The organism is Rhizobium sp. Leaf384, from assembly GCF_001424065.1.
In the GTDB taxonomy this organism is placed as follows: domain Bacteria; phylum Pseudomonadota; class Alphaproteobacteria; order Rhizobiales; family Rhizobiaceae; genus Ferranicluibacter.
This window is the reverse complement of record NZ_LMQE01000008.1, coordinates 221,388-243,154: the sequence shown is the minus strand read 5'-3', so window position 1 is coordinate 243,154 and position 21,767 is coordinate 221,388. Positions and strand designations below refer to the sequence as shown.

23 protein-coding genes are annotated in these 21,767 nt (G+C 61.9%); 12 read left to right on the top strand and 11 right to left on the bottom strand.

From position 1 onward, the window contains the following. Positions 1-32 precede the first annotated feature (32 nt). From ftsY to ASG25_RS18885, 3 genes are all read left to right on the top strand, one after another. Positions 33-1,412: a signal recognition particle-docking protein FtsY gene (gene ftsY, locus ASG25_RS18895; protein WP_062477723.1), complete on the top strand. Its 1,380-nt coding sequence runs from the start codon at positions 33-35 to the stop codon at positions 1,410-1,412. 80 nt (positions 1,413-1,492) lie between these two features. Next, complete coding sequence (locus tag ASG25_RS18890; RefSeq protein ID WP_062477720.1) at positions 1,493-2,176, top strand: septation protein A; 684 nt, start codon at positions 1,493-1,495, stop codon at positions 2,174-2,176. Continuing rightward, a complete protein-coding gene (locus ASG25_RS18885; RefSeq protein ID WP_062477717.1) occupies positions 2,173-2,766 on the top strand; it encodes a DUF2585 domain-containing protein in 594 nt (197 codons plus the stop codon). The genes ASG25_RS18890 and ASG25_RS18885 overlap by 4 nt, the downstream gene beginning before the upstream one ends. Positions 2,767-2,848: 82 nt before the next feature. Here the strand turns inward: ASG25_RS18885 and ASG25_RS18880 are convergent, their stop codons facing one another. The 5 genes from ASG25_RS18880 to ccmA all read right to left on the bottom strand — a co-directional run bounded on the left by ASG25_RS18880 (position 2,849) and on the right by ccmA (position 5,794). Beyond that, positions 2,849-3,445 carry a DsbE family thiol:disulfide interchange protein gene (locus ASG25_RS18880; RefSeq protein WP_062477714.1) on the bottom strand — a complete coding sequence of 199 codons (597 nt, stop codon included), beginning with the start codon at positions 3,443-3,445 and terminating at the stop codon, positions 2,849-2,851. Beyond that, positions 3,442-3,609 carry a heme exporter protein CcmD gene (ccmD, locus tag ASG25_RS22360; RefSeq protein WP_082475469.1) on the bottom strand — a complete coding sequence of 56 codons (168 nt, stop codon included), beginning with the start codon at positions 3,607-3,609 and terminating at the stop codon, positions 3,442-3,444. Before ccmD ends, ASG25_RS18880 begins: the two co-directional genes overlap by 4 nt. After that, positions 3,606-4,364, bottom strand: a complete 759-nt coding sequence (locus tag ASG25_RS18875) for a heme ABC transporter permease (RefSeq protein ID WP_062477711.1) — start codon at positions 4,362-4,364, stop codon at positions 3,606-3,608. The genes ccmD and ASG25_RS18875 overlap by 4 nt, the downstream gene beginning before the upstream one ends. 70 nt (positions 4,365-4,434) lie before the next feature. Then, positions 4,435-5,094, bottom strand: a complete 660-nt coding sequence (ccmB, locus tag ASG25_RS18870; protein ID WP_062477708.1) for a heme exporter protein CcmB — start codon at positions 5,092-5,094, stop codon at positions 4,435-4,437. A gap of 49 nt (positions 5,095-5,143) precedes the next feature. Continuing rightward, entirely contained in the window at positions 5,144-5,794 is a 651-nt protein-coding gene (gene ccmA / locus ASG25_RS18865; RefSeq protein WP_062477705.1) for a heme ABC exporter ATP-binding protein CcmA, read from the bottom strand. Positions 5,795-6,055: 261 nt separating this feature from the next. Between ccmA and acnA the strand changes: the two genes are divergently transcribed. The 3 genes from acnA (at position 6,056) to ASG25_RS18850 (ending at position 10,570) form a co-directional block, all read left to right on the top strand. Further along, a complete protein-coding gene (acnA, locus tag ASG25_RS18860) occupies positions 6,056-8,746 on the top strand; it encodes an aconitate hydratase AcnA (protein WP_062478109.1) in 2,691 nt (896 codons plus the stop codon). Between the two features lie 289 nt (positions 8,747-9,035). After that, complete coding sequence (locus ASG25_RS18855; RefSeq protein WP_062478106.1) at positions 9,036-9,749, top strand: thioredoxin family protein; 714 nt, start codon at positions 9,036-9,038, stop codon at positions 9,747-9,749. Positions 9,750-10,174: 425 nt separating this feature from the next. Further along, positions 10,175-10,570, top strand: a complete 396-nt coding sequence (locus ASG25_RS18850; protein ID WP_062478103.1) for a DUF2794 domain-containing protein — start codon at positions 10,175-10,177, stop codon at positions 10,568-10,570. A gap of 137 nt (positions 10,571-10,707) precedes the next feature. On the opposite strand, the gene ASG25_RS18845 is transcribed toward ASG25_RS18850, so the two are convergent. The 4 genes from ASG25_RS18845 to ASG25_RS18830 form a co-directional block, all read right to left on the bottom strand. Next, positions 10,708-11,265, bottom strand: coding sequence for a GNAT family N-acetyltransferase (locus tag ASG25_RS18845; protein WP_062477702.1), 558 nt, complete (start codon positions 11,263-11,265; stop codon positions 10,708-10,710). 179 nt (positions 11,266-11,444) lie between these two features. After that, positions 11,445-12,182, bottom strand: a complete 738-nt coding sequence (locus tag ASG25_RS18840) for a Bax inhibitor-1/YccA family protein (protein ID WP_062477699.1) — start codon at positions 12,180-12,182, stop codon at positions 11,445-11,447. A gap of 178 nt (positions 12,183-12,360) precedes the next feature. Further along, the gene (locus tag ASG25_RS18835) at positions 12,361-14,898 is read right to left on the bottom strand and encodes an ABC transporter permease (protein WP_162242207.1); all 2,538 of its coding nucleotides are present in this window, start codon (positions 14,896-14,898) and stop codon (positions 12,361-12,363) included. A gap of 8 nt (positions 14,899-14,906) precedes the next feature. Next, positions 14,907-15,623 (bottom strand): ABC transporter ATP-binding protein, encoded by a 717-nt coding sequence (locus ASG25_RS18830; protein ID WP_062477693.1) that lies wholly within the window; start codon positions 15,621-15,623, stop codon positions 14,907-14,909. Between the two features lie 68 nt (positions 15,624-15,691). On the opposite strand from ASG25_RS18830, the gene ASG25_RS18825 reads away from it, so the two are divergent. The 4 genes from ASG25_RS18825 (at position 15,692) to ASG25_RS18810 (ending at position 17,948) form a co-directional block, all read left to right on the top strand. After that, positions 15,692-16,321, top strand: a complete 630-nt coding sequence (locus ASG25_RS18825) for an arylesterase (protein ID WP_348271269.1) — start codon at positions 15,692-15,694, stop codon at positions 16,319-16,321. 208 nt (positions 16,322-16,529) lie between these two features. Continuing rightward, on the top strand, positions 16,530-17,120 hold the full coding sequence (gene thpR, locus ASG25_RS18820; protein WP_062477690.1) for an RNA 2',3'-cyclic phosphodiesterase: 591 nt from the start codon (positions 16,530-16,532) through the stop codon (positions 17,118-17,120). Further along, complete coding sequence (locus ASG25_RS18815) at positions 17,117-17,425, top strand: 4a-hydroxytetrahydrobiopterin dehydratase (protein ID WP_062477688.1); 309 nt, start codon at positions 17,117-17,119, stop codon at positions 17,423-17,425. The genes thpR and ASG25_RS18815 overlap by 4 nt, the downstream gene beginning before the upstream one ends. Before the next feature lie 142 nt (positions 17,426-17,567). Continuing rightward, positions 17,568-17,948, top strand: coding sequence for a YkvA family protein (locus ASG25_RS18810; protein WP_062477685.1), 381 nt, complete (start codon positions 17,568-17,570; stop codon positions 17,946-17,948). Positions 17,949-17,966: 18 nt separating this feature from the next. On the opposite strand, the gene ASG25_RS18805 is transcribed toward ASG25_RS18810, so the two are convergent. After that, positions 17,967-18,539: a sigma-70 family RNA polymerase sigma factor gene (locus ASG25_RS18805; RefSeq protein WP_062477682.1), complete on the bottom strand. Its 573-nt coding sequence runs from the start codon at positions 18,537-18,539 to the stop codon at positions 17,967-17,969. Between the two features lie 479 nt (positions 18,540-19,018). Here ASG25_RS18805 and ASG25_RS18800 point away from each other — a divergent pair, with 479 nt between their 5' ends. Beyond that, entirely contained in the window at positions 19,019-19,522 is a 504-nt protein-coding gene (locus tag ASG25_RS18800) for an invasion associated locus B family protein (RefSeq protein ID WP_062478098.1), read from the top strand. A 314-nt stretch (positions 19,523-19,836) separates the two neighbouring features. Next, entirely contained in the window at positions 19,837-21,066 is a 1,230-nt protein-coding gene (rlmN, locus tag ASG25_RS18795) for a 23S rRNA (adenine(2503)-C(2))-methyltransferase RlmN (protein WP_062477679.1), read from the top strand. 40 nt (positions 21,067-21,106) lie between these two features. Here the strand turns inward: rlmN and ASG25_RS18790 are convergent, their stop codons facing one another. Beyond that, the gene (locus ASG25_RS18790) at positions 21,107-21,748 is read right to left on the bottom strand and encodes a LysE family translocator (RefSeq protein WP_062477676.1); all 642 of its coding nucleotides are present in this window, start codon (positions 21,746-21,748) and stop codon (positions 21,107-21,109) included. Positions 21,749-21,767: the final 19 nt, after the last annotated feature.

The window sequence follows — 21,767 nt, the reverse complement described above, 5'->3', positions numbered from 1 at the left end:
TATGAGCGGCTCCGCAGGTTTTAGGATTTAAGATGGCGTTCGACTTCCTCAAAAGGGTCTTCACATTCGACCAGGTGCCGCCGGAAGCGCCCGCCGCGCGATCCCCGGACGAGCCTCCGGAAACAGCAACACCGGTCACCGCGGACGCCAAAGCGCTCCAACCGACCGACCCGGCTATCGACGACGCTCTTCCTGTTGCTGAAGATCCGGTTCTGGCGGAGGAGTTCGCTACAGGCGGCGGTCCTTCGGACGATGACGGCGCCCCGGAAGACGACGGACAACCTGTCGAGGAGGCGCTCCTGCCGCTTCCGCCCGTCGAGGATATCGGCGATCTCGGCGTCGTGCCGCTCTCGCTGCTCGAAGCGGAAGCAGAACTCCCCCCGGGTGAGAGCCCGACCGCCGACATCGACCGTCCGCGCGACATCGCGGTCCTGCCTGCAGGCTTTGCCACGGGTCCGGCACCCGAACCGGAAGCAGCACTGGAGACGGAGCGTCTGACCTGGTTCCAACGCCTGCGCGCCGGCCTGTCGCGCACCTCTTCGCAGCTGACCGGCCAGATCACCGCGCTGTTCACCAAGCGCAAGCTGGACGACGCAACGCTCGAGGAGCTCGAAGACCTCCTGATCCAGGCCGACCTTGGCGTCGAGACCGCCCTTCGCATAACCGACACGCTTGCGTCCGAACGTTATGGTCGCGATGTGTCCGGCGCAGATGTCTCGCGCATCATGGCCAACGAGATCACCAAGGTCCTGACCCCCGTCGCCAAGCCTCTCCAGCTCGACCTCAACCACCGCCCGCACGTGATCCTCGTCGTCGGCGTCAACGGCACCGGCAAGACGACGACCATCGGCAAGCTTGCGGCAAAACTTTCCGGGGCGGGTCTGAAAGTGATGCTCGCCGCCGGCGACACCTTCCGCGCCGCCGCCATCGAGCAGCTGAAGATCTGGGCGGAGCGGACGAACAGCCACATCGTCTCGTCCAAGCTCGGCGCGGATGCAGCGGGCCTTGCCTACGAGGCATTCGAAGAGGCACGCCGCCAGAAGAGCGACGTGCTGATCATCGACACCGCCGGCCGCCTGCAGAACCGCACCGAACTGATGGCCGAGCTCGAAAAAATCGTCCGCGTGCTCGGCAAGCTCGATCCGGACGCGCCGCACACGGTGTTGCAGACGCTGGACGCCACCACCGGGCAGAATGCGCTCAACCAGGTCGAGATCTTCCGCAACGTCGCCGGGGTCAATGGCCTCATCATGACCAAGCTCGACGGGACCGCGCGCGGCGGCATCCTCGTCGCCATTTCCGCCAAGCACAAGCTGCCGGTCTATTTCATCGGCGTCGGTGAAGGCATCGACGATCTCGAGCCTTTCGAGGCCCAGGATTTCGCCGAGGCGATCGCCGGGATTGCGGAGTAGACACCCTTCCCCGCCGAAATTCCGCCGCCGTCTGCGGCCACATCACACGCACCTCACCAAAAGACCACAAGGCAGAGACGATGAAGACCCAACGGCCCGTAGACACCGACGTCACGCCGACCCCGGCCGAGCGTCACCATCCGGGCCTCAAGCTCGCGCTGGAACTCGGCCCCCTCCTGGTCTTCTTCTTCGCCAACCTGCGCGGACCCTGGCTCGCTGCGACCTTTCCTGTCCTTACCGAACTCGGAGGGCCGCTGTTCATCGCCACCGGCCTCTTCATGGCGGCCACGGTCATTTCTTTGCTCGTGTCGAAGATTGTGCTCGGCCATCTCCCTGTCATGCCCTTTGTCTCGGGCATCGTCGTCGTGGTGTTCGGTTCGTTGTCGATCTGGCTTCAGAACGACACCTTCATCAAGATGAAGCCGACCATCGTCAACACGCTGTTCGGAGCCGTTCTGCTGGGCGGGCTGGTGTTTGGAAAATCGCTGCTTGGCCATGTCTTCAATGCGGCCTTCCAGCTCGATGCCGACGGCTGGCGCAAGCTGACCTTGCGCTGGGGCATCTTTTTCCTGTTTCTGGCCGTGCTCAATGAAGGTGTCTGGCGCGGCGCGGCGGTGTGGTATGCGCCCGACGCCCAGGCGGCCGATGATTTCTGGGTGGCGTTCAAAGTCTGGGGCACCATGCCGATCACCATCCTCTTCACCATGGCGCAGATGCCGCTCATCCTGCGGCACTCGGTCGACCCGGCGTCCGGCAAGCCATGACGGTCGTTCCCCCCGTTGAGACGTCGCCACGCCCCCGCACCCTTCTCTGGATCGGCGCCTGCCTTGCCGTGCTTGCACTGCAGGTGGCGGTGGAGCTCGTCATGGGCCGCACGCCGATCTGCACCTGCGGCTTCGTGAAGCTGTTCGAGCCGGTCGTCAACAGTCCCGGCAACTCCCAGCACCTGGCCGACTGGTACACGCCGTCCCACATCATCCACGGCTTCCTGTTCTATGCGCTGACCCGCTGGCTGTCTCCCAGAAAGCCGCGAACGGCCCGGCTGTTCGTCGCGACACTGATCGAGGCCGGCTGGGAGCTGCTCGAAAACTCGCCCCTTGTCATCGAGCGCTATCGCTCCGCGACCGTCTCGCTCAACTATATCGGCGACAGCGTGCTGAATTCGGCCATGGACACCGTCTTCATGGGCCTCGGCTTCCTGCTTGCCGCGCGCCTGCCCGTTACCGTGACGATTGCCATCGCGATTGTTTTCGAACTCTTCACAGGCTGGCTGATCCGCGACAACCTGACGCTCAACGTCCTGATGCTCGTCTGGCCGATCGATGCGGTGAAGGCGTGGCAGGGCGCACTCTAGACGATTTCCAATCGTAACGGGATCGCCTGGCGTCAGACGACACAGGCGGACGACACAGACGAACGACACAGGCAGCAAAGCTCTAGGAGCCGGCCAACGCCTTCTCGATTGCCGGCATCAGACCTTCGCTCAGGCTGCGGTCGTCGAACGGGCCGACGCGTTTGTAGAGAATCGTGCCGTCGGGAGCGACCAGATAGGACTCGGGGATACCGTAGACGCCCCAATCGATCGCGGCCCGGCCACGCGGATCGACGCCGACTGCGGAGAAGGGGTTGCCGAGCTCTTGGAGAAATCGGAGCGCATTGTCCGTCTGGTCCTTGTAGTTGATGCCGACAACCTGAAGGCGCGGATCCTTCGCCAGAGCGAGAATGATCGGATTTTCCGCACGGCAGGGGACGCACCACGACGCCCAGACGTTGACGAGCGTCAACTTGCCCTTGATCGCCGCGTCCGTCAGCGCAGGCATGGGGGCATCCTTGAGCGTTGCACCTTCCAGTGGCGGAAGCGCAAGTGACGGCGCCTTCGTCCCGATCAAGGCCGACGGGATCTCGCTGATATCCCGGCCGGAATCGAGCTGACTCCAGAAGATCGCGGCCAAGCAGGCGAAAACGGTGAGCGGCAGGAGCGCAAGCGCGATCCGTCCCTTTGCCAAGCCGCGGCGTTCCGGCCCCGCGCTCACACCGTACCTCCACCCTGGGAACGTCGGCGAATGCCCGCTTCTTCCAGGGCCTTGAGTTCGCGGTGACGCGCACGCGCGTCGAGGACGACCCAGACGACGAGACCTGCGATCACAAGCAGAGCAGCTGCATAGCTTGCCGCGACATAGGCTAGATGCGCGCTCATGCGGAGGCCGCGCTCCGTGCCGCTTGCCGGCGCATGGCCGCGATCCGCCGCCGCCAGATCTCCGTGCGCATGGCCGCAAGATGAAGCGTGAAGAACAGGCAGGTAAAGGCGAGCGCCATCACGAGAAGCGGACGCAGAAACTCAGGATCGATCGCTGAACCGCCGAGGCGCAACACGCTGGCCGGCTGATGCAGCGTGTTCCACCAGTCGACGGAGAATTTGATGATCGGAATGTTGACGAATCCGACAAGGATCAGAACGGCCGAGACCTTTGCGGCCCGACCAGCGTCGTCCATGGCGCGGTTGAGCGCGATCAGGCCGAGATACATCAGGAACAGGATGAAGACGGAGGTCAGCCGCGCGTCCCAGACCCACCACGTCCCCCACATCGGCTTGCCCCAGAGCGAACCGGTGACCAGGGCCAGCGCCGTAAAGCCGGCGCCGATCGGCGCAGCACATTTCGCCGCGACGTCGGCCAGCGGATGGCGCCAGACGAGGCTGCCGAGTGCCGATGCCGCCATGACCGAATATCCCATCATCGACAACCAGGCCGCGGGAACATGGATATACATGATCCGCACGGTTTCGCCCTGCTGATAGTCGGCCGCGGTGGTGAAGCAGAGAGTCAGGCCTATGGCAAACAGCAGCGCGGTCAGGCCGGCAAGCCATGGCAGCAGCCGTCCGGCCAGCGCGATGAAGCGCGTCGGATTGGCAAGGTCGGTAAAGCTGCGAATAGCAAGGCTTCGGTCACGCATTCGTTCTCTCTACCAAGTTCGCAAAGCCTCTTCAATGAACCTCGCAGCGCCGGGACTGGTCATCTTTGCGTCATTCCGAAGCGGCTCGCAGGGCGACGGCGGCCGCCGTTGGACCGATGACGGCGAAGAACAGGGTGATGGCGGTGAGGATGAGAAACGGCGGCAGGAAGGGTGCAGGATCCTCGACTGCGGCATAGGCAGCGCTGACACCGAAGATCAGCACGGGGACGACGAGCGGCAGAACCAGGATGGACACGAGAAGTCCTCCACGCGGCAGGGCGACAGCAACGGCGGCGCCCATCGCGCCAATCAGCGTGATCGCCGGCGTCCCCGCAAGCAGCGTCAGCATCGTCGCGCCGATCGCTCTCGGTTCCATGTTAAGGAAAAGGCCGAGCAGCGGCGTGACGAGAACCAGGGGTAGGCCGGACGCAGTCCAATGGGCCAGGCACTTGATGAAGACGGTGAACACCAGCGGCGTGTCCTGCATCAGCATCACATCGAGCGACCCATCCTCACGCTCGGCCTGAAAGAGGCGCTCGAGCCCGAGCAGCGAGGCCAGCAGCGCGCCGATCCACAACATCGCCGGGCCCACCCGCGCCAGAAGCTTCAGATCCGGCCCCAGTCCGAACGGCACGACCGCAACCACGGCCATGAAGAACAGAATGCCGGTCAGCGCGCCACCGCCAGCCCGCGTCGCAAGCTTGAGATCGCGAAAGTAGAGAGCCATCATCGGTGGCATCCGGGTAAAGCTGTGGTCCCTGGATGGCGACGCGCGATCCTCATGCCGTCACCGCGAAACCCGCCATGGTCAATGTTTGCGCGCCGGGCAGATCGAGAGCCTGGTGCGTGGCAGCGATGACGATGCCGCCGATGGACCGATGTCCGGCGATCAGAGCCTCCACCATGCGCTCGCTCGCCGTATCGAGTGCCGCGGTCGGTTCGTCCATGAGCCAGACCGGGCGATGCGCGACGAGCAGGCGGGCAAGAGCGGCGCGACGCTGCTGTCCGGCGGAGAGATAGCCGAACGGGAGATGGCCGAGACCACCAAGACCGACCGACTCGAGAGCTTCGACGGTTCCGTCCGTGGCGTCGATGCGCCCCACCGTGTCACCAGCCGTCTTGGTCAGTCGCGACCAGAACAAGAGATTTTCCTCGACGGTCAGGTCGCGTTTCATGGCGTTACGGTGGCCGAGATAATGCAGTGATTCGCGCGGGGGTGCGGTCGCGTCGCCCCCGTCCTCGATGACAATCGTGCCGCTGTCAGCCGGGTGAAGACCTGCAAGCGTTCGCAGGAAGGTGGATTTTCCGGTGCCGTTCCGACCGGTAACCAGCAACGCACCACCAGCGTCCAGAATCAGCGAGATGTCCCGGAAGATCGGGTCTTCGCCGCGGCTCGCGCCCAGCCCGTCCACACGCAGGCGAAATGGCATTCATCGTCCTTTTACGACGTTGGTCGCATTGAAAAAAATTGTCTCGAATTGACAGCGTTCGATCTGGCACGTTTTGGCGAAATTATCTATAACCCGCCCAACACGCCAGCGGTCGGCGTGAATTTCATCCTAGCGCCGAACATGGAAGATTTTCCACGTGCGGACAGCGGAAATGACCGTACCCGCATCCCAATCTGCGCCTTCAGGCGCTCGGGCGTTCGCACGTCAGTTTATGGCGATCAGACGGAACGGGGTATCCAAGTGTCCAAGTCCCTAGACAGCTTCAATTGTCGTTCGACCCTGTCGGTCAACGGCACAGACTACGTCTATTTCAGCCTGCCGAAGGCGGAAGAGAATGGTCTCGCCGGCATCTCCCGGCTGCCGTATTCGATGAAGGTGCTGCTGGAAAACCTGCTGCGCAACGAAGACGGCCGGTCCGTCACCAAGCAGGACATCCAGAACATCGCAGCCTGGCTTAACGACAAGGGCACAGCTGAAAACGAAATTGCCTACCGCCCTGCCCGCGTGCTGATGCAGGATTTCACCGGTGTTCCCGCCGTGGTCGATCTCGCAGCCATGCGCGACGCCATGGTGGCACTCGGTGGTGATCCCGAAAAGATCAACCCGTTGGTGCCCGTCGATCTGGTCATCGATCACTCCGTCATCGTTGACGAATTCGGCACGCCGAACGCCTTCGCCCGCAACGTCGAGCTCGAGTACGAGCGCAACGGTGAGCGCTATCGCTTCCTCAAGTGGGGGCAGCAGGCTTTCAAGAACTTCCGTGTCGTCCCCCCCGGCACCGGCATCTGTCATCAGGTCAATCTGGAATATCTCGGCCAGACGGTCTGGACCAAGGAAGAGGACGGCGAAACGGTCGCCTATCCCGACACCTGCGTCGGCACGGACAGCCACACCACGATGATCAACGGCCTCGGCGTTCTCGGCTGGGGCGTCGGCGGCATCGAAGCGGAAGCGGCCATGCTCGGCCAGCCGGTCTCCATGCTCCTGCCGGAAGTCATCGGCTTTAGGCTCACCGGCAAGGTCAAGGAAGGCGTGACCGCCACCGACCTCGTGCTGACCGTCGTCCAGATGCTGCGCAAAAAGGGCGTGGTGTCGAAGTTCGTCGAGTTCTTCGGCCCCGGCCTCGACTCGATGTCGCTTGCCGACCGTGCCACCATCGGCAACATGGGTCCGGAATATGGCGCGACGTGCGGCTTCTTCCCGGTCGATGGCGAAACCATCAACTACCTGACCATGTCCGGCCGCACCACGGACCGGATTGCCCTGGTGGAAGCCTATTCCAAGGCGCAGGGCATGTGGCGCAACGGCGACGGTGCGGAGCTCGTCTTCACCGACACGCTGGAACTCGACCTCGGCGATGTCGTGCCCTCCATGGCCGGCCCGAAGCGCCCCGAAGGCCGCATTCCGCTCGAAGGCATCGCGCCCGGCTTTGCCACGTCGCTCGAAGCGGACTACAAGAAGCCCGGCCAGCTGGAAAACCGCTACCCGGTAGAAGGTACGGATTACGACCTCGGGCACGGTGACGTGGCGATCGCCGCCATCACCTCCTGCACCAACACGTCGAATCCCTCCGTTCTGATCGCTGCCGGCCTTCTTGCCCGCAACGCGGTCGCCAAGGGCCTGAAAAGCGCGCCTTGGGTCAAGACCTCGCTTGCTCCGGGATCACAGGTCGTCGGCGAATATCTTGAGAAGTCGGGCCTCCAGAAGGACCTCGATGCTCTCGGCTTCAACCTCGTCGGCTTCGGCTGCACGACCTGCATCGGCAATTCCGGCCCGCTGCCGGCACCGATCTCCAAGACCATCAACGACAAGGGCCTGATCACGGCCGGCGTCCTCTCGGGCAACCGCAACTTCGAAGGCCGGATCTCGCCGGACGTTCAGGCGAACTACCTGGCCTCGCCGCCGCTGGTCGTCGCCTACGCGCTCGCCGGTTCGGTCCAGAAGGACCTGACGACCGAGCCGCTCGGCACGGGTTCAGACGGTCAGCCGGTCTTCCTCAAGGATATCTGGCCGACCTCGCACGAGATCCAGGAATTCATCCTGAAATACGTGACGCGCGAGCTTTACGAGAGCAAGTATGCCGACGTGTTCAAGGGCGACGTCAACTGGCAGGGCGTTCAGGTTCCTGCCGGCCAGACCTATGCCTGGGACGATGATTCGACCTATGTGCAGAACCCGCCTTACTTTGTGGGCATGGGCAAATCGGGCTCCGGCATCTCTGACATCAAAGGCGCACGCATTCTCGGCCTCTTCGGCGACAAGATCACGACCGACCACATCTCTCCGGCTGGTTCGATCAAGGCAGCGTCGCCGGCTGGTGCTTACCTCACGGGCCATGGCGTCGGCGTTGCCGACTTCAACCAGTACGGCACGCGCCGCGGTAACCATGAAGTGATGATGCGCGGCACCTTCGCCAACATCCGGATCCGCAACCACATGCTCGGCCCGAACGGCAAGGAAGGTGGCTACACGTTCCACTATCCGTCGAAGGAAGAGATGTCGATCTACGACGCGGCCATGCAGTACAAGGAAGAGGGTGTCCCGCTCGTCATCTTCGCCGGTGGCGAATATGGCAACGGCTCCTCACGCGACTGGGCGGCCAAGGGTACCAACCTGCTCGGCGTCAAGGCGGTCATCGCCGAGAGCTTCGAGCGCATCCATCGCTCCAACCTCGTCGGAATGGGCGTCGTCCCCTTCGTCTTCGAGGCGGGGACCACCTGGGCTTCGCTCAACCTGAAGGGCGACGAGATCGTCACCATCGAGGGCCTGACGAATGTCCAGCCGCGCGAAAAGAGAACGGCCGTGATCACCTATGCCGATGGCACGGTGAAGAACATCCCGCTGATCTGCCGTATCGATACGCTGGACGAAGTCACCTACATGAACAATGGCGGCATTCTCCAGACGGTTCTGCGCGACCTCGCAGCCTGAGGCAGCGAGAGCTGAAAAATCGCGAAGGCCGGAACCTCGTTCCGGCCTTCTGCATGTTTGGCCTCCCAACCCGGTCGTTGCCGAAATTTCACTCCAACGTGACTTTGTGTTGAGGACGTCGCGGCGTATGAAGAACCGGTTTCCGGCTGCCGCAATCCTGCCCGAATTGGACTCTGCCCGAAGTGGAACCTGCATGCCCATCTCCCAGATGTTTCGTCGAAGCCTGATTGGCAGCCTGTTTGTGCTGGCGGCTTTTCCAGCGGCAGCGCAGGACGCACAACAACACGCGATGGTAGAAACGACGCAGGCGAGACAGGCAACCGGCGGGTTGGATGTCAAGCAGCCTGAGGGCGTGGTTGAACTCTTCACGAGTCAGGGCTGCGCTTCCTGTCCTCCGGCAGACGCGGCTCTGAAGCATCTGATCGACGACGGGTCGATCGTCGCCCTCTCCTATCATGTGGATTACTGGAACTATCTCGGCTGGGCGGACACGCTTGCATCAAAGGAAAACACAGCGCGCCAGTATGCCTATGCCAAGATGTTCGGCCGCAACGGCGTCTACACGCCCCAAGCCGTTCTGAATGGTCGCGACCAGGTCAATGGTGCCAACCTCGCCGGCATCAAGGGGCGACTGATGGCGCTGAGCGGGGCCAATGAAGGCATGAAGGTGCCGATTTCGGCGGAACGCAAGAACGACGAGATCGACATCTCGATCGGGGAAGGCGACGGCAAGGCCAACGTTGTCATCGTCTATTTCAACCGCCAGAAGGTGGTGAACGTGGAAAAGGGCGAGAACGGCGGCAAGATGATGTCCTACTGGCACGCGGTGCGCGACATTCAGACGATCGGCATGTGGGACGGCAAGTCCGCGCGTTTCGTCCTGCCTGCCTCCGTGCTCGACCAGGAAAAGGACAGTGGCTGCGCCGTCCTTCTGCAGCGGATGAAAGACGCGGAAACGCCTGGCGCTATCGTCGGTGCGGCCACCCTGATGGCCTCGCAATAGTCTTCAGAGACCGCAGCGTCGGCCAGTGAAGTACCCGGTCCGGCATATCGAGGGCTGGGGGCTGAGGGTTTCGATAGCACCGGACCGGGCGTGTCAGGCGGCACCGGCCCAAGGCCGATCCCGACGTGACCATCTGTGGCTACCCTTGCCGGAGGTCGGCGCGGCAGCACAGAGACCGGACCGGGGAAACAAGATACGCGTTCGACCGGTCGGGACACACGCCGCGCTTCGCAAACCGAAGCAGCAGCGGCCGACGAGTTTAACCGTGTAATTCGGGCGCCTCTTTGGCCGCAATGCGGCAATGCACAATAAAGCTGTCGCTACGATAGAGATGGTTCCGCGAGCCGCGCTGCCATTCCGGCTTGATTTTCAGCCGCACTCGGGCAAACTGTTACCGTTCTGTCATAACAAAAGGCCGGATGTGCATGACCGATCAGACGGATTTGCAAGGTCGCCAAGCTCTTGCGCCATCGGAAAACGTGGTCGTCGATCTCAATGAGTACCGCCACGTCAAAGACCCGCTTCCCGTAACGTTTCATCGCAGAGAGCTCGACCAGATTCTCTGGGTCTATGGCCGCATGGTCGGAGAAGGCGAGTGGCGGGACTACGCGCTGGACCATATGCGCGACAAGGCGGTCTTCTCCGTCTTCAAGAGATCCGGCGAAATGCCGCTTTATCGGGTAGAGAAAGTGCCGAAGCTTGCCGCCAAGCAGGGAGCTTATGCCGTGGTCAATACCCACGGTATGATCCTGAAACGCGGGCATGAGCTGCCGCAAGTTCTCAAGGTCTTCGACAAGCTGCTGAAGGTTGTGAAGAGCTGAACCCTCAGCAGATCTGCATTTGCTCCTCATGCATGTCGTCCGAAAGTGCAGCGGTTTCGGGAAACGACATGCATCAAAACAAGACCTTAAAGTGCGTTGCGTGAATCCTCTTCACGCAACGCACTTTAGAGATGCAGTCAGCCGGCGTAGAGGGTATCCGGATAGACGCCGTCGGCAGGGACCGTTTCGAGGCCATCGCCGAGCGCCAGTTGCATGAATGTGGTGTCGAGCCAGCGACCAAACTTGAAGCCGCTCCCCTTCATCGTGCCGCAATCGACAAAGCCGGTGGACCGGTGGACCGCGATGGAAGCTGGATGCGCACCGCCGATGACGGCCACCATCTGACGAAATCCGAGGTCGGTGCAGCGCGCAATCAGTTCGGTGAGGAGAGCTTTTCCAACGCCTTGCCCACGGGCTTGCGGCGCAAGATAGATCGAGTCCTCGACCAGGAACCGATAGGCACTGCGCGTGCGGAACGCGGAAGCGTAGGCATAGCCGATGACGGTTCCGTCCGTGTCTTCCGTAACGATATAGGGATAGCTGTTGCCTGTGATCGTGGAAAAGCGCGTTGTCATCTCCGCCTGATCCGGAATGGCGATCTCGTAGGTGGCGACTCCGTTGCGCACCGATTCACTGTAGATGTCCATAATTGCAGGGATATCGGCAAGGGTGGCATCGCGCAGCGTGAAGGGCATGGGAGCAATCTCGAAAACGGCAAAGGGGTTCTTATACGTTCCACCGTCCTTCCATATTCCCCCGGCCCGATCAAGGGAGCAGACAGAATGTTCGCAGCTTGTGCTTCAAGCAAAGCCCGCAAGACAAAAAAGGCGGCCGAAGCCGCCTTTCTGAAGTCCGGATGAGAGACTGCTTATCCTCAGTTGCGGTTGCCGAGGAACCGCAGCATGAAGAGGAACAGGTTCACGAAGTCGAGATAGAGCGTGAGTGCGCCCATGATCGCCTTGCGGCCAGCAGCCTCGAAGCCGTCGCTTTCGAAGTACATTTCCTTGATGCGCTGCGTATCGTAAGCGGTCAGACCAGCGAAGATCAGCACGCCGATGACCGAAATAGCAAACTGCAGGGCAGACGACACGAAGAAGATGTTGACGATCGAGGCGATGATCAGGCCGAACAGGCCCATGACCAGGAACGAACCCATGGCCGACAGGCTACGTTTCGTCGTGTAACCGTAGAGCGACAATGCCCCGAAGGAGGCCGCGGTCACGAAGAACGTGCGTACGATGCTCTGTCCCGTGTAGATCAGCATGATCGACGACAGAGACAGGCCCATGAGCGCGGCGTAGACCCAGAATGTCGTCTGCGCGGCCGAGATACTCATCGAGTTGATCCGGAAGCTCAGGAACAGGACCATGCCGAACGGCGCCAGCATGATGACGTATTTCAGAGGGCTGAGATAGATCGCCTGGCCGAATGCGGTCAGCTGACCGTCGGCAAAGGCAAACTGGAAGGCAAGAAACGCGGCGACGCCGGTGATGGCCACGCCGAGTGCCATGAGATTGTAGACCCGCAGCATATAAGCGCGCAGGCCCTGGTCGACAGCAGCGTCAGCGCGCGCGCCAGCGGTTTGCATGCGAAAGTTTCTGGGATCAGACATTCTTATCCTCATATGAGCTCCAGATGACGGAGAGGTCGCTTTTCAACAGACCAGGCACCGCTGTGGAGCTTCAGCTAGCCTGATGACAATATGATGCCGAACCACAGATATCTCAAGAGCGGCACACGGGGATGACAGGATTGTAATGCTCGGACGGTTACCGGGCCCGACGAGCACTCTACAGGTCGCGCAGGATCGGCGCGGCTTTCTGCCCGAGCACGCGCCATGTTCCCAAAAGGCCAATGCCGACCGTCATGACGAGGGCCACAACGATTGTCAGAACCGCCACGTCCGGAAGGAACGATGATGGCAGCGTCATGATGCGTGCCACCACGAACCATGCCGCGACACCTCCGGCCAGAAGCGCAAAGACAGCGGTGGACAGGCCGAGGATTGCGTATTCGTAGCAGAACGCCCGGATCAGTGTCGCGCGGGTCGCTCCCAGCGTCTTCAGCACCACCGCGTCATGAATACGGGCACGGTTGCCCGCCGCAAGCGCACCTGACAGCACGAGAACCGAGGCGACGAGCGCGACGCCGGCAGCCGCCCGGATGGCGGTCGCCAATTGACCCAGCAGGCCGTTGACGATGTCGAGCGCGTCTTTCACCCGGACGCTGGTAATGGTCGGATAGGTGTTGGTGATCTGGCGCAGGGCCGTCGCCTCCTGCTCGGCGGTGGCCGAGGGATCGATGACCGTGGCGAGCCAGGCATGCGGCGCCCCGGCGAATGTGTTGGGCGAAAACACCATGACGAAGTTGATCGAGAGGGATTCCCATTCGACCGTACGGAAGTTGGAAATGCGCGCCGTGATATTGCGTCCCAGCACGTTGACCGTGACGGTATCTCCGATCTTGAGGTTGAGCTCCCGTGCTTCCTGCTCGGAGAACGAAACAAGCGGCTCGCCGCTATAGCCATCCGGCCACCACTGGCCTTCGACGAGACGCGAATTTTCCGGCAGGTTCCTGGCGTAGGTGATGCCGCGGTCGCCTCGCAAAACCCAGCGCCCGGCCGGCGCAACCTCGCGTTTGGCAACATCCTCGCCGTTGAAGGCGAGAATACGTCCGCGCAGCATCGGAACCTCGATCACCTTGCCGCCAGGCAGCGCCGTGTTGAGCAGCGAGCGGAAGCCCTCGATTTCGCTTCCCTGGATATCGACGAAGAAAAAGTTCGGCGCCCGTTCCGGCAGGTTGCCGGTCAATTCACGCCGGAGGTTTCCATCGATCAGGGCCAGCGTGACCAGCAGTGCCAGCCCAAGGCCGAGCGAGAGAACGACGGAGGGCGTCAGCGCCCCCGGCCGATGGATATTTCCGATAGCAAGCCGCAGGGCCGGCGACGAAACCCTTGGGCTGCGCCGTGCAAGGCCGGCGACCAGCACGGAGACGCCGCGCAGCACAACGAAGGAAAACGCGATGGCGCCGAGGAACACGAGCGAGATCGTCCGGTCATAGGCCGTGAAGATGGCAAGGCCGCCAAGGGCCGCAAGGCTGAGGGCTGCGGCCAGGAGATAAGGCCAGGTCGGCCAGCGGCTCCGATCGAAGTCCTGATTGCGGAAGAGCGCGGTTGCCGGCACGCTGCGGGCACGACCGAGCGGCAGGCAGGCAAAGGCCAGCGCCGTAAGCAGGCCGAACACAGCCGCAAGCCCGAGGGCAGACGGGTAAATCCGGAAATCCGTGGAGATCGGCAGGACGTCGGCAAGAAAGTGAGCGGCAACCAGGGGAATGATGGCTCCGACGACAAGCCCGAGGACGATGCCGATCATCGCGATCAACAGGATCTGGATAAGATAGATGGTGGACACAAGAGCGCCGGGCGCGCCGAGGCACTTGAATGCCGCGATGACGCCGCGCTTTGAATCGAGATAGGCCCGGACCGCGTTGGCGACCCCGACACCGCCGACAATCAGCGCCGTCAGCCCGACCAGCGTGAGAAATTGCGAAAAGCGCGTGATGTTGGCCGTCAGCGATGGCGCAGCATTCTGGCTGGAACGGATCGACCAGCCGGCCTGCGGGAACTGCTGCTCTGCCTGGCTGCGGACGGCCGGCACCCCGGTCGGGTCGGCAAGACGTACCTTGTAGGCGTGCTCGACCAGACTTCCGGTCTGCACCAGCCCGCTGGCCGACAACGCCGCCTGTGACACCATCAGCCGCGGGGCAAATCCGAAGCCGTCGGACAGCGCGTCCGGCTCGCGCACCAGCGTGCCCGTGATCCTGAGCCGGACATTCCCAATCAGCAGCGTATCGCCCGTCTTGACGCCGAGACGCTCCAGAAGCAGGGGCGCTGCAAGAGCCCCAAAGGTTCCATTTTCAGCCGACAGGAGCACGGCAAGCGGCGCCTGGGGTTCGCTCTCCACGGCACCATAAAGAGGATAGGCGGAATCGACCGCCTTCAATTCCACCAAAGCCTGGTTCGAGCCATCGGCGAGCCGCGCCATGGAGCGCAGGCCCGAGGTCAGGGAAACAGTTCCGGCGCTGTCCAGAAAGGATGTTTCTTCGGCATTGGCCAGGCGATTGTTGAGCTCGAACCTCAGATCTCCGGCCAGAAGCGACTGTCCCTGCGACGCAATGGACCCCGTGATGGCCTGGGACAACGAGTTGACCCCGGCGATCGCCGCTGTTCCCAGCGCGATGCAGGCAAGAAAGATGTAGAAGCCGGATAGGCCGCCACGCATTTCCCGCAATGCCAGCCGCAGGGCAAGCGAGACGTTGGGCAGGTGCATTGACGCCCTCATGCCGAAACTGCTGACGGCGCGGGAGCAGCCGTCAGCCGTCCGTCATCGACGATGGTACCGGACCGCACCTTGATCTGCCGCGAGCAGCGGGCAGCAAGGCTGTTGTCGTGGGTCACGAGGATCAACGTCATGTTGCGCTCGGCCTGTTTCGTAAAGATCAGGTCGGCAATCTGGCGGCCCGTCTCCGTATCGAGATTGCCGGTCGGCTCGTCGGCGATCAGCAGTTTCGGTGATGGCGCAAGAGCCCTTGCAATGGCGACGCGCTGCTGTTCGCCGCCGGAGAGCTGGCCGGGATAATGCGTGAGCCGCTCACCGAGCCCAACCGATGTCAACTCGCGACGGGCGATGTCGAAGGCATCGCGCACATTGGCAAGCTCCAGCGGCACGGCCACGTTCTCGAGCGCCGTCATGTTGGGGATGAGATGAAAAGACTGGAAGACGATTCCGATGTTGCGTCCGCGAAAATCGGCCACCCGATCTTCGCTGAGCCCGTGAAGCGGCGTCCCGTCGATGACGATCTCGCCCTTGTCGAGGCGCTCCAGGCCGGCAAGGACCATCAGCAGGGTCGATTTGCCGGACCCGGAGGGACCGACGATGCCAACCGATTGCCCGGCGTCAATTTGAAGGTTCATCCCTTTCAGCACGTGGACGGACGCTGCGGCCTGCCCGAGGGTCAGATCCGCATTTTTCAGTTCGATCATGGTTTTTGCCACGCTTGTCCGCCCTATATCTGGGTCATGCTGCAATTGCTCACACCCGATTTAGGAGCGACATGATGCGAATGAAAGGTTTCAGGACGCTTTTCCTGGCTGCTCTCGCAGGTTTGATCGCGGCGTGTCCGCTCCGAGCTGCGCCCATCGAAATCGTCGGCTTCGGGGATAGCCTGATGGCCGGCTACCAGCTCCCGCCGGCTGACGCCTTCCCGGCCCGACTGGAAAAAGCGCTGCGCGACAAGGGCATCGATGTGTCGATCTCCAATGCCGGGGTGTCTGGTGACACGACGTCGGGCGGCCTCGCGCGGATCGACTGGTCCGTCCCCGACGGCACGAAGGGTGTGATCCTCGAACTCGGCGCCAACGATGCATTGCGGGGCATTCCGCCCGAAGAGAGCCGGAAGAACCTCGTGGCGATGATCGAGAAGCTCAAGGCGCGTGGCATCGGCGTGCTCCTCGTCGGCATGCTCGCACCGCCGAACATGGGCGGCGACTATGCCGAGCGCTTCAACCCGATCTATCCCGATCTCGCCAAGACCTATGGCATTCCGCTTTATCCCTTTTTCCTGGACGGCGTGGTCGAGGATGCCAGCCTCAAGATCGAGGACGGCATGCATCCAAACCCCAAGGGCGTCGGCATCATCGTGGACCGGATCCTCCCCTTGGTCGAAACGTTCGTCCAGGAACTGCCGAAATAAGCCGGGCATCCAAAAGCGTGCCGGACGGGTGCCTGTCGCGAGGATTGCGCGCCTGCCGTCTGCTGCCGGCCAGCGCGTGCTAAGGTTCGGCGATCAGCAATGAGCGTTGGACAAATATTGCGGGTGCGAATTTGTAGTTGCTAGACGGCACGCGTCGTGGTCGGCTGGGACGTCTGCAGGAAGGTCTGCAAGATTCGGGGAGCTCGTCATGCCGAGACTGTTTACCGCCCTCGAAATCCCGCGCAATGCGGCGATGAGCCTGTCCCTCCTGCGCGGAGGTCTTCCGGGCGCGCGCTGGATCGACGTCGAAAACTATCACATTACCCTGCGCTTCATCGGCGATGTAGACAACCGGACGGCCGACGAAGTGGTCGATCGCCTCGACCGGATCGAGCGACCGGAGTTCGACATCCAGCTGACAGGGACCGGCGCCTTCGGTTCGAAGAAGCCGCATTCGGTCTGGGCAGGCGTCTCCAATCCACCCGAATTGATCGCCCTGCAGGCGGAGATCGAACGCATATGTCAGCGCCTGGGCCTTCCTGCCGATCCCCGAAAGTTCACGCCGCACGTCACGCTGGCCCGGCTGCGTTCCTCGCGTGTCGACGATGTGGTGCATTATCTCTCCGGCCGCGGCGGCTTTCACACCACGCCCTTCACGGTCTCGCGCTTTGTTCTTCTGTCGTCGCGCGATTCGGTGGGCGGTGGACCTTATCTCACCGAAGAGGTTTTCCAGCTCCACGAACCGCGGCTCGCCGGTCCTGCAAGGGGTGAGGAACATATGCCCAAGGGTCTGCTATGACGGAGCGGGACAGACTGGCCCCCGAGGACATAGCGTCGGGTCTCGCCGATCTCGCAGGTTGGTCCCTGTCTCAAGACGGCTTGTCGATCACGAAGAGCTACCGGTTTTCCTCTTTCGTCGAGGCGTTCGGCTTCATGAGCCAAAGCGCACTCGCAGCCGAAAAGCTCGATCATCACCCGGAATGGTTCAACGTCTACAACCGTGTCGAGGTGACGTTGACGACTCATAGCGCCAAGGGCGTGACGGCCCTCGACCTCGCTCTGGCTGCGCGCATGGAAAAGGCGGCTTCGTCCGCGCACTCCTGACGACTGCTCCGACCACTGGCAGAGGCTGTTGGACATGACCGCTGTTTGAATTGCTGCAATGCTTTCCCATATCAGGTCTAGACACGTTCCCGAGCACGGGATCAGAGACAGGCGGGTGAGGCGCATGAAGGCGGACAGGACGATGGACGACGTGAAGATCGGGGAAATCCTACTGCCGGGCGATCGCAGCGAGCAGGAAGCCAAGGCGCAGAAGGTCCGTCGGCGGTTCTGGCCGACCCTCAAACGGGCGGTCCGTCAGGTTCCCTTCAGTCGGGATCTCGTTGCGGCCTATTTTTGCGCGATGGATCCCGCAACGCCGCTACGCACGCGCGGTATCCTGCTTGGAGCTCTCGCTTATTTCGTCATGCCCTTCGACGTCCTTCCGGACGTCCTTGCCGTGGTTGGCTTCTCTGACGATATTGCTGTCCTGACCGCGGCCTTTGCCGCCATCAGCGGGCAGATCAAGGAAGACCACTACGTCAAGGCTGATACGGCACTCGGCGAAGAAGGCCTCGCGGCCTGACAGGCTCCGATCGTTCGCTTACTCCGAACCGTCGAAGCCGTCATTCTGAAGAAGTGTGCGCAGCTTTCCGAAGGCAAGCCTGATCCGCGATTTCACGGTTCCCAAGGGTAATCCCGTCGAAGCGGCAATCTCGGAATGCGACTGGCCGAAGAAGAAAGCGAGCTGGATCAGCTTCACCTGTTCGCTCGGAAGCTTGGCGAGCGCCGCGCGCACCACATCCTCCCGATCTCCGCTCTGCACGAACTCGTCCGGCGCCGGCGGCGCGGATGGCAGAAGGAGCGGGTCTTTCTCGTCCAGCTTGCGCGTCAGCTGCCGCCGTGCGGCGTCGATCCGCCGGTTCCGCGCAATTCGGAAGAGCCACGTGGAGAGCGAGGATTTTTCGGCATCGTAGAGATCGGCCTTGTGCCAGAGAACGATCATGACTTCCTGCACGATCTCTTCCGCTTCGTTGGCAGGCGTATTCTGTCGCAGCAGGAAGGATTTCAGGCGAGGTGCAAAAAAATGAAACAGTTCGGCGAAAGCGGCCTGGTCCCGCTTTTTCGCGACGGCATCCGCCAGCCCTGCGAAATGCTGTCTCGCGTCCCCTGTCATGCCTGCTTTCAGGGCCTCCGCGCCCAAGATCCGGTGTTGGTGAAACAACAGGTAAAGCTCATTCGGTAAACGTCAAACTGTTGCCCGATTCTTTGTGACATTAGCGGTCATTAGAGTTGATTTCACATGAAATCAGACGTTCTTCCGTCGTTTACCAACCAGTTTTCAACGCTTTGACAGCTTCGCGCCCCAGGTTCGACAGCGGATCGGGAAGTGCGCACCGAAAGAACAAGCAGGCCGTCTGCAGGGGACATCCAGACAGGGGCGACGAGGAGAAGGAAGATGGGCAAGCGTCCAAGGTGGAGCCTTCGACGTCGAGGTGATGGGATTTGTCAGCCGATCTCTTTCTGCACGCTCCTGCCTTATTCCTGTGGTGTTGACGGTTTGGTAACCTGAATGAAGTCACAATAATCGTAATCGCGACCATGCATCGCCCTGCACTTTACGGGCGCTGGCAGCAAGACAACCGGCAGGACAAGATGTTTGTAAGACAGCTCTCAACCGCACTCGCACTCCTACTCGCCGGCGCAGGCATCGCTTCGGCGCAGTCTCCGACACGCATCCAGCAGTTCAATGCGTGGGGTGCCTATTCCTACCAGTCGGGCAAGTCCAAGGTATGCTACGTCCTGTCCGTTCCGAAGGAGAAGAGCCCGGCCAATGTCGATCACGGCGACATCTTCTTCCTGGTTTCCCAGCGACCGGGCCAGAACATCTCCTACGAGCCGCAAGCCATGATGGGCTACGCGCTGCAGGAAAACTCCAAGGTCATTGTCACGATCGACGCCAAGAACTTCACGCTGTTTACGAAGGGCAATTCGGCCTGGGTCGAAAATGCCGCAGAAGAGCCGGCTCTGGTTGCGGCGATGAAGGTGGGCAAGGCCATGTCCGTCGTCGCAAAGTCGCGCAAGGGCACACAGACCAACTATTCCTATTCGCTTTCCGGGATTTCCGCTGCGCTGAAGCAAATCGAGAGCTGCAAGTAAGCGTCTCGAAAAGGCTATTGATCGAAGGCCGGCTTTGCCGGCCTTCGTCGTTTCGGCCTCATGCAGGGCGCCCGAAAGTCAGGAAACGACATGCATCACAACAAGACCTAAAGCGCGGCACAGCACGCCTTTTGATGCGGGAGGTGACGCCCGGCCAAAATCATGCTAGACGCCGCGGCAATGACATGCAGCACGGGTGAGACGCTCCCCGTGCGCCGGATATAGCCTGCTCCCGTTCCGCCATTCCGTCCCTTCGCAGCATCGAAGGGAACCGTTCGGCGTTGCGGGCAGAGCTGCGACAGGAACATTGTGTTATGACCGATATCCTTTCCCTCGACCGTCCCGCTCGCCCTGCCGCCCGTGCGCCTGCGCTCGCAGAAATGCCCTCCCTGATCGGCCTGACCCGCGACGAGATGGGCAAGGCGCTGGCCGAGGTGGGCGTTCCCGAGCGGCAGGTGAAGATGCGGGTCAGCCAACTCTGGCACTGGCTCTATGTTCGCGGCGTCTCCGACTTCGACCATATGACGAACGTCTCCAAGGACATGCGGGAGATGTTGAAGCGACATTTCACGATTGCGCGGCCCGAGGTCGTCGAGGAGCAGATCTCCACCGACGGGACCCGGAAATGGCTTCTGCGGTTTCCCGCGCGCGGCGCCGGTCGCCCGGTCGAGATCGAAACGGTCTATATTCCCGAGGAAGGCAGGGGAACACTCTGCATCTCCAGCCAGGTTGGCTGCACGCTGACCTGTTCGTTTTGCCATACCGGCACGCAGAAACTCGTGCGCAATCTCACCGCTGAAGAGATTCTCGCCCAGCTCTTGCTGGCCCGCGACCGTCTGGGCGATTTCCCGGACCGCGACACCCCGCCCGGCACGATCGCACCCGCTGAAGGCCGCAAGGTCTCCAACGTCGTGATGATGGGCATGGGCGAGCCGCTCTACAATTTCGAAAGCGTCAAGACCGCGCTTCTGATCGCGACAGATGGCGACGGCCTGTCTCTGTCGAAGCGACGTGTGACGCTGTCGACCTCCGGCATCGTGCCGGAAATCTATCGCACCGGCGAGGAAATCGGCGTCATGCTGGCGATCTCGCTCCATGCCGTGCGCGACGATCTGCGCGACATGCTGGTGCCGATCAACAAGAAGTATCCGCTCAAGGCGTTGATGGAGGCGTGCCGCGCCTATCCGGGGCTGTCCAATGCCCGCCGGATCACGTTCGAATATGTGATGCTGGAAGGCGTCAACGACAGCCTCGAGGACGCCAAGGAACTTGTGAAGCTCTTGAAGGGCGTGCCGGCCAAGATCAACCTGATCCCGTTCAACCCCTGGCCCGGCACGAACTACCAGTGTTCTTCCTGGGACCAGATCGAAAAGTTTGCGGATTTCATCAATGCCGCCGGCTATGCCTCACCCATTCGCACACCGCGCGGCCGCGATATCCTCGCCGCCTGCGGTCAGTTGAAGTCGGAGTCCGAGCGCATGAGAAAGGTCGATCGCATGGCCTTCGAAGCGATGATGATCGCAAATCACGGTGCCGACGATTGAGGCGCCGGATCGACCCCGGGCAAACGAAGGGCGACACCGCTCAGCGGGCCTGCGTCAGAACGATCTTCACGGCAAACAGTGAAAACACCCCGGCAAAGACGTAGTCGATGGTGCGCATGACGCCCGGGCGTGCCTGAAGCCATCCCGAAAGGCGGTCCGCCATGAGCACGACCGCAATATTGATCGGCAGCGAAACACCGATCAGAACCAATCCGAGCACGATCAGCTTCGTTCGGATGTTCGGATCTCCGGCCGTCACGAATTGCGGTAGGAAGGTCATGAAGAAGATGATGACCTTGGGATTGAGAAGATTGACCGATAGGCCGGACAGGACGTTCGTCATGGCCGACGCCTTGGGAGCCGCAAGACGCTTTACCGAAAGGCTCGACCCGAACCGGACGGCCTGAACGGCGATGTAGAGCAGATAGGCCGCACCGCCCGTTTTCAGGACGAAGAAGGCGGTGGGCGATGCGGTGACGAGCGCCGAAACCCCGAAGGCGACGAGAAATGTGTGCACCAGACAACCGAGATTGGTGCCCAGACTGACCTGAAACGCCGCCGCTCTCCCTTGCGAGAGCGCGCGGCTGATCCAGAGCGTCATGTCCGGTCCGGGTGTGATCGCAAGCAGAAGGCTCGCCGCGGCGAAGGCCAGGAGGGTTGGCAGGTTGGGGATGAGGTCCATGGCATCGTCTCGCAGAACG

Coding starts and splice junctions, on each gene's coding strand:
- ftsY (WP_062477723.1), top strand. CDS start 33: ATGGCGTTCGACTTCCTCAAAAGGGTCTTCACATTCGACCAGGTGCCG.
- ASG25_RS18890 (WP_062477720.1), top strand. CDS start 1,493: ATGAAGACCCAACGGCCCGTAGACACCGACGTCACGCCGACCCCGGCC.
- ASG25_RS18885 (WP_062477717.1), top strand. CDS start 2,173: ATGACGGTCGTTCCCCCCGTTGAGACGTCGCCACGCCCCCGCACCCTT.
- ccmD (WP_082475469.1), bottom strand. CDS start 3,609: ATGAGCGCGCATCTAGCCTATGTCGCGGCAAGCTATGCAGCTGCTCTG.
- ASG25_RS18875 (WP_062477711.1), bottom strand. CDS start 4,364: ATGCGTGACCGAAGCCTTGCTATTCGCAGCTTTACCGACCTTGCCAAT.
- ccmB (WP_062477708.1), bottom strand. CDS start 5,094: ATGATGGCTCTCTACTTTCGCGATCTCAAGCTTGCGACGCGGGCTGGC.
- ccmA (WP_062477705.1), bottom strand. CDS start 5,794: ATGCCATTTCGCCTGCGTGTGGACGGGCTGGGCGCGAGCCGCGGCGAA.
- ASG25_RS18855 (WP_062478106.1), top strand. CDS start 9,036: ATGGTAGAAACGACGCAGGCGAGACAGGCAACCGGCGGGTTGGATGTC.
- ASG25_RS18850 (WP_062478103.1), top strand. CDS start 10,175: ATGACCGATCAGACGGATTTGCAAGGTCGCCAAGCTCTTGCGCCATCG.
- ASG25_RS18845 (WP_062477702.1), bottom strand. CDS start 11,265: ATGCCCTTCACGCTGCGCGATGCCACCCTTGCCGATATCCCTGCAATT.
- ASG25_RS18840 (WP_062477699.1), bottom strand. CDS start 12,182: ATGTCTGATCCCAGAAACTTTCGCATGCAAACCGCTGGCGCGCGCGCT.
- ASG25_RS18835 (WP_162242207.1), bottom strand. CDS start 14,898: ATGCACCTGCCCAACGTCTCGCTTGCCCTGCGGCTGGCATTGCGGGAA.
- ASG25_RS18825 (WP_348271269.1), top strand. CDS start 15,692: ATGAAAGGTTTCAGGACGCTTTTCCTGGCTGCTCTCGCAGGTTTGATC.
- thpR (WP_062477690.1), top strand. CDS start 16,530: ATGCCGAGACTGTTTACCGCCCTCGAAATCCCGCGCAATGCGGCGATG.
- ASG25_RS18815 (WP_062477688.1), top strand. CDS start 17,117: ATGACGGAGCGGGACAGACTGGCCCCCGAGGACATAGCGTCGGGTCTC.
- ASG25_RS18810 (WP_062477685.1), top strand. CDS start 17,568: ATGGACGACGTGAAGATCGGGGAAATCCTACTGCCGGGCGATCGCAGC.
- ASG25_RS18805 (WP_062477682.1), bottom strand. CDS start 18,539: ATGACAGGGGACGCGAGACAGCATTTCGCAGGGCTGGCGGATGCCGTC.
- ASG25_RS18800 (WP_062478098.1), top strand. CDS start 19,019: ATGTTTGTAAGACAGCTCTCAACCGCACTCGCACTCCTACTCGCCGGC.
- rlmN (WP_062477679.1), top strand. CDS start 19,837: ATGACCGATATCCTTTCCCTCGACCGTCCCGCTCGCCCTGCCGCCCGT.
- ASG25_RS18790 (WP_062477676.1), bottom strand. CDS start 21,748: ATGGACCTCATCCCCAACCTGCCAACCCTCCTGGCCTTCGCCGCGGCG.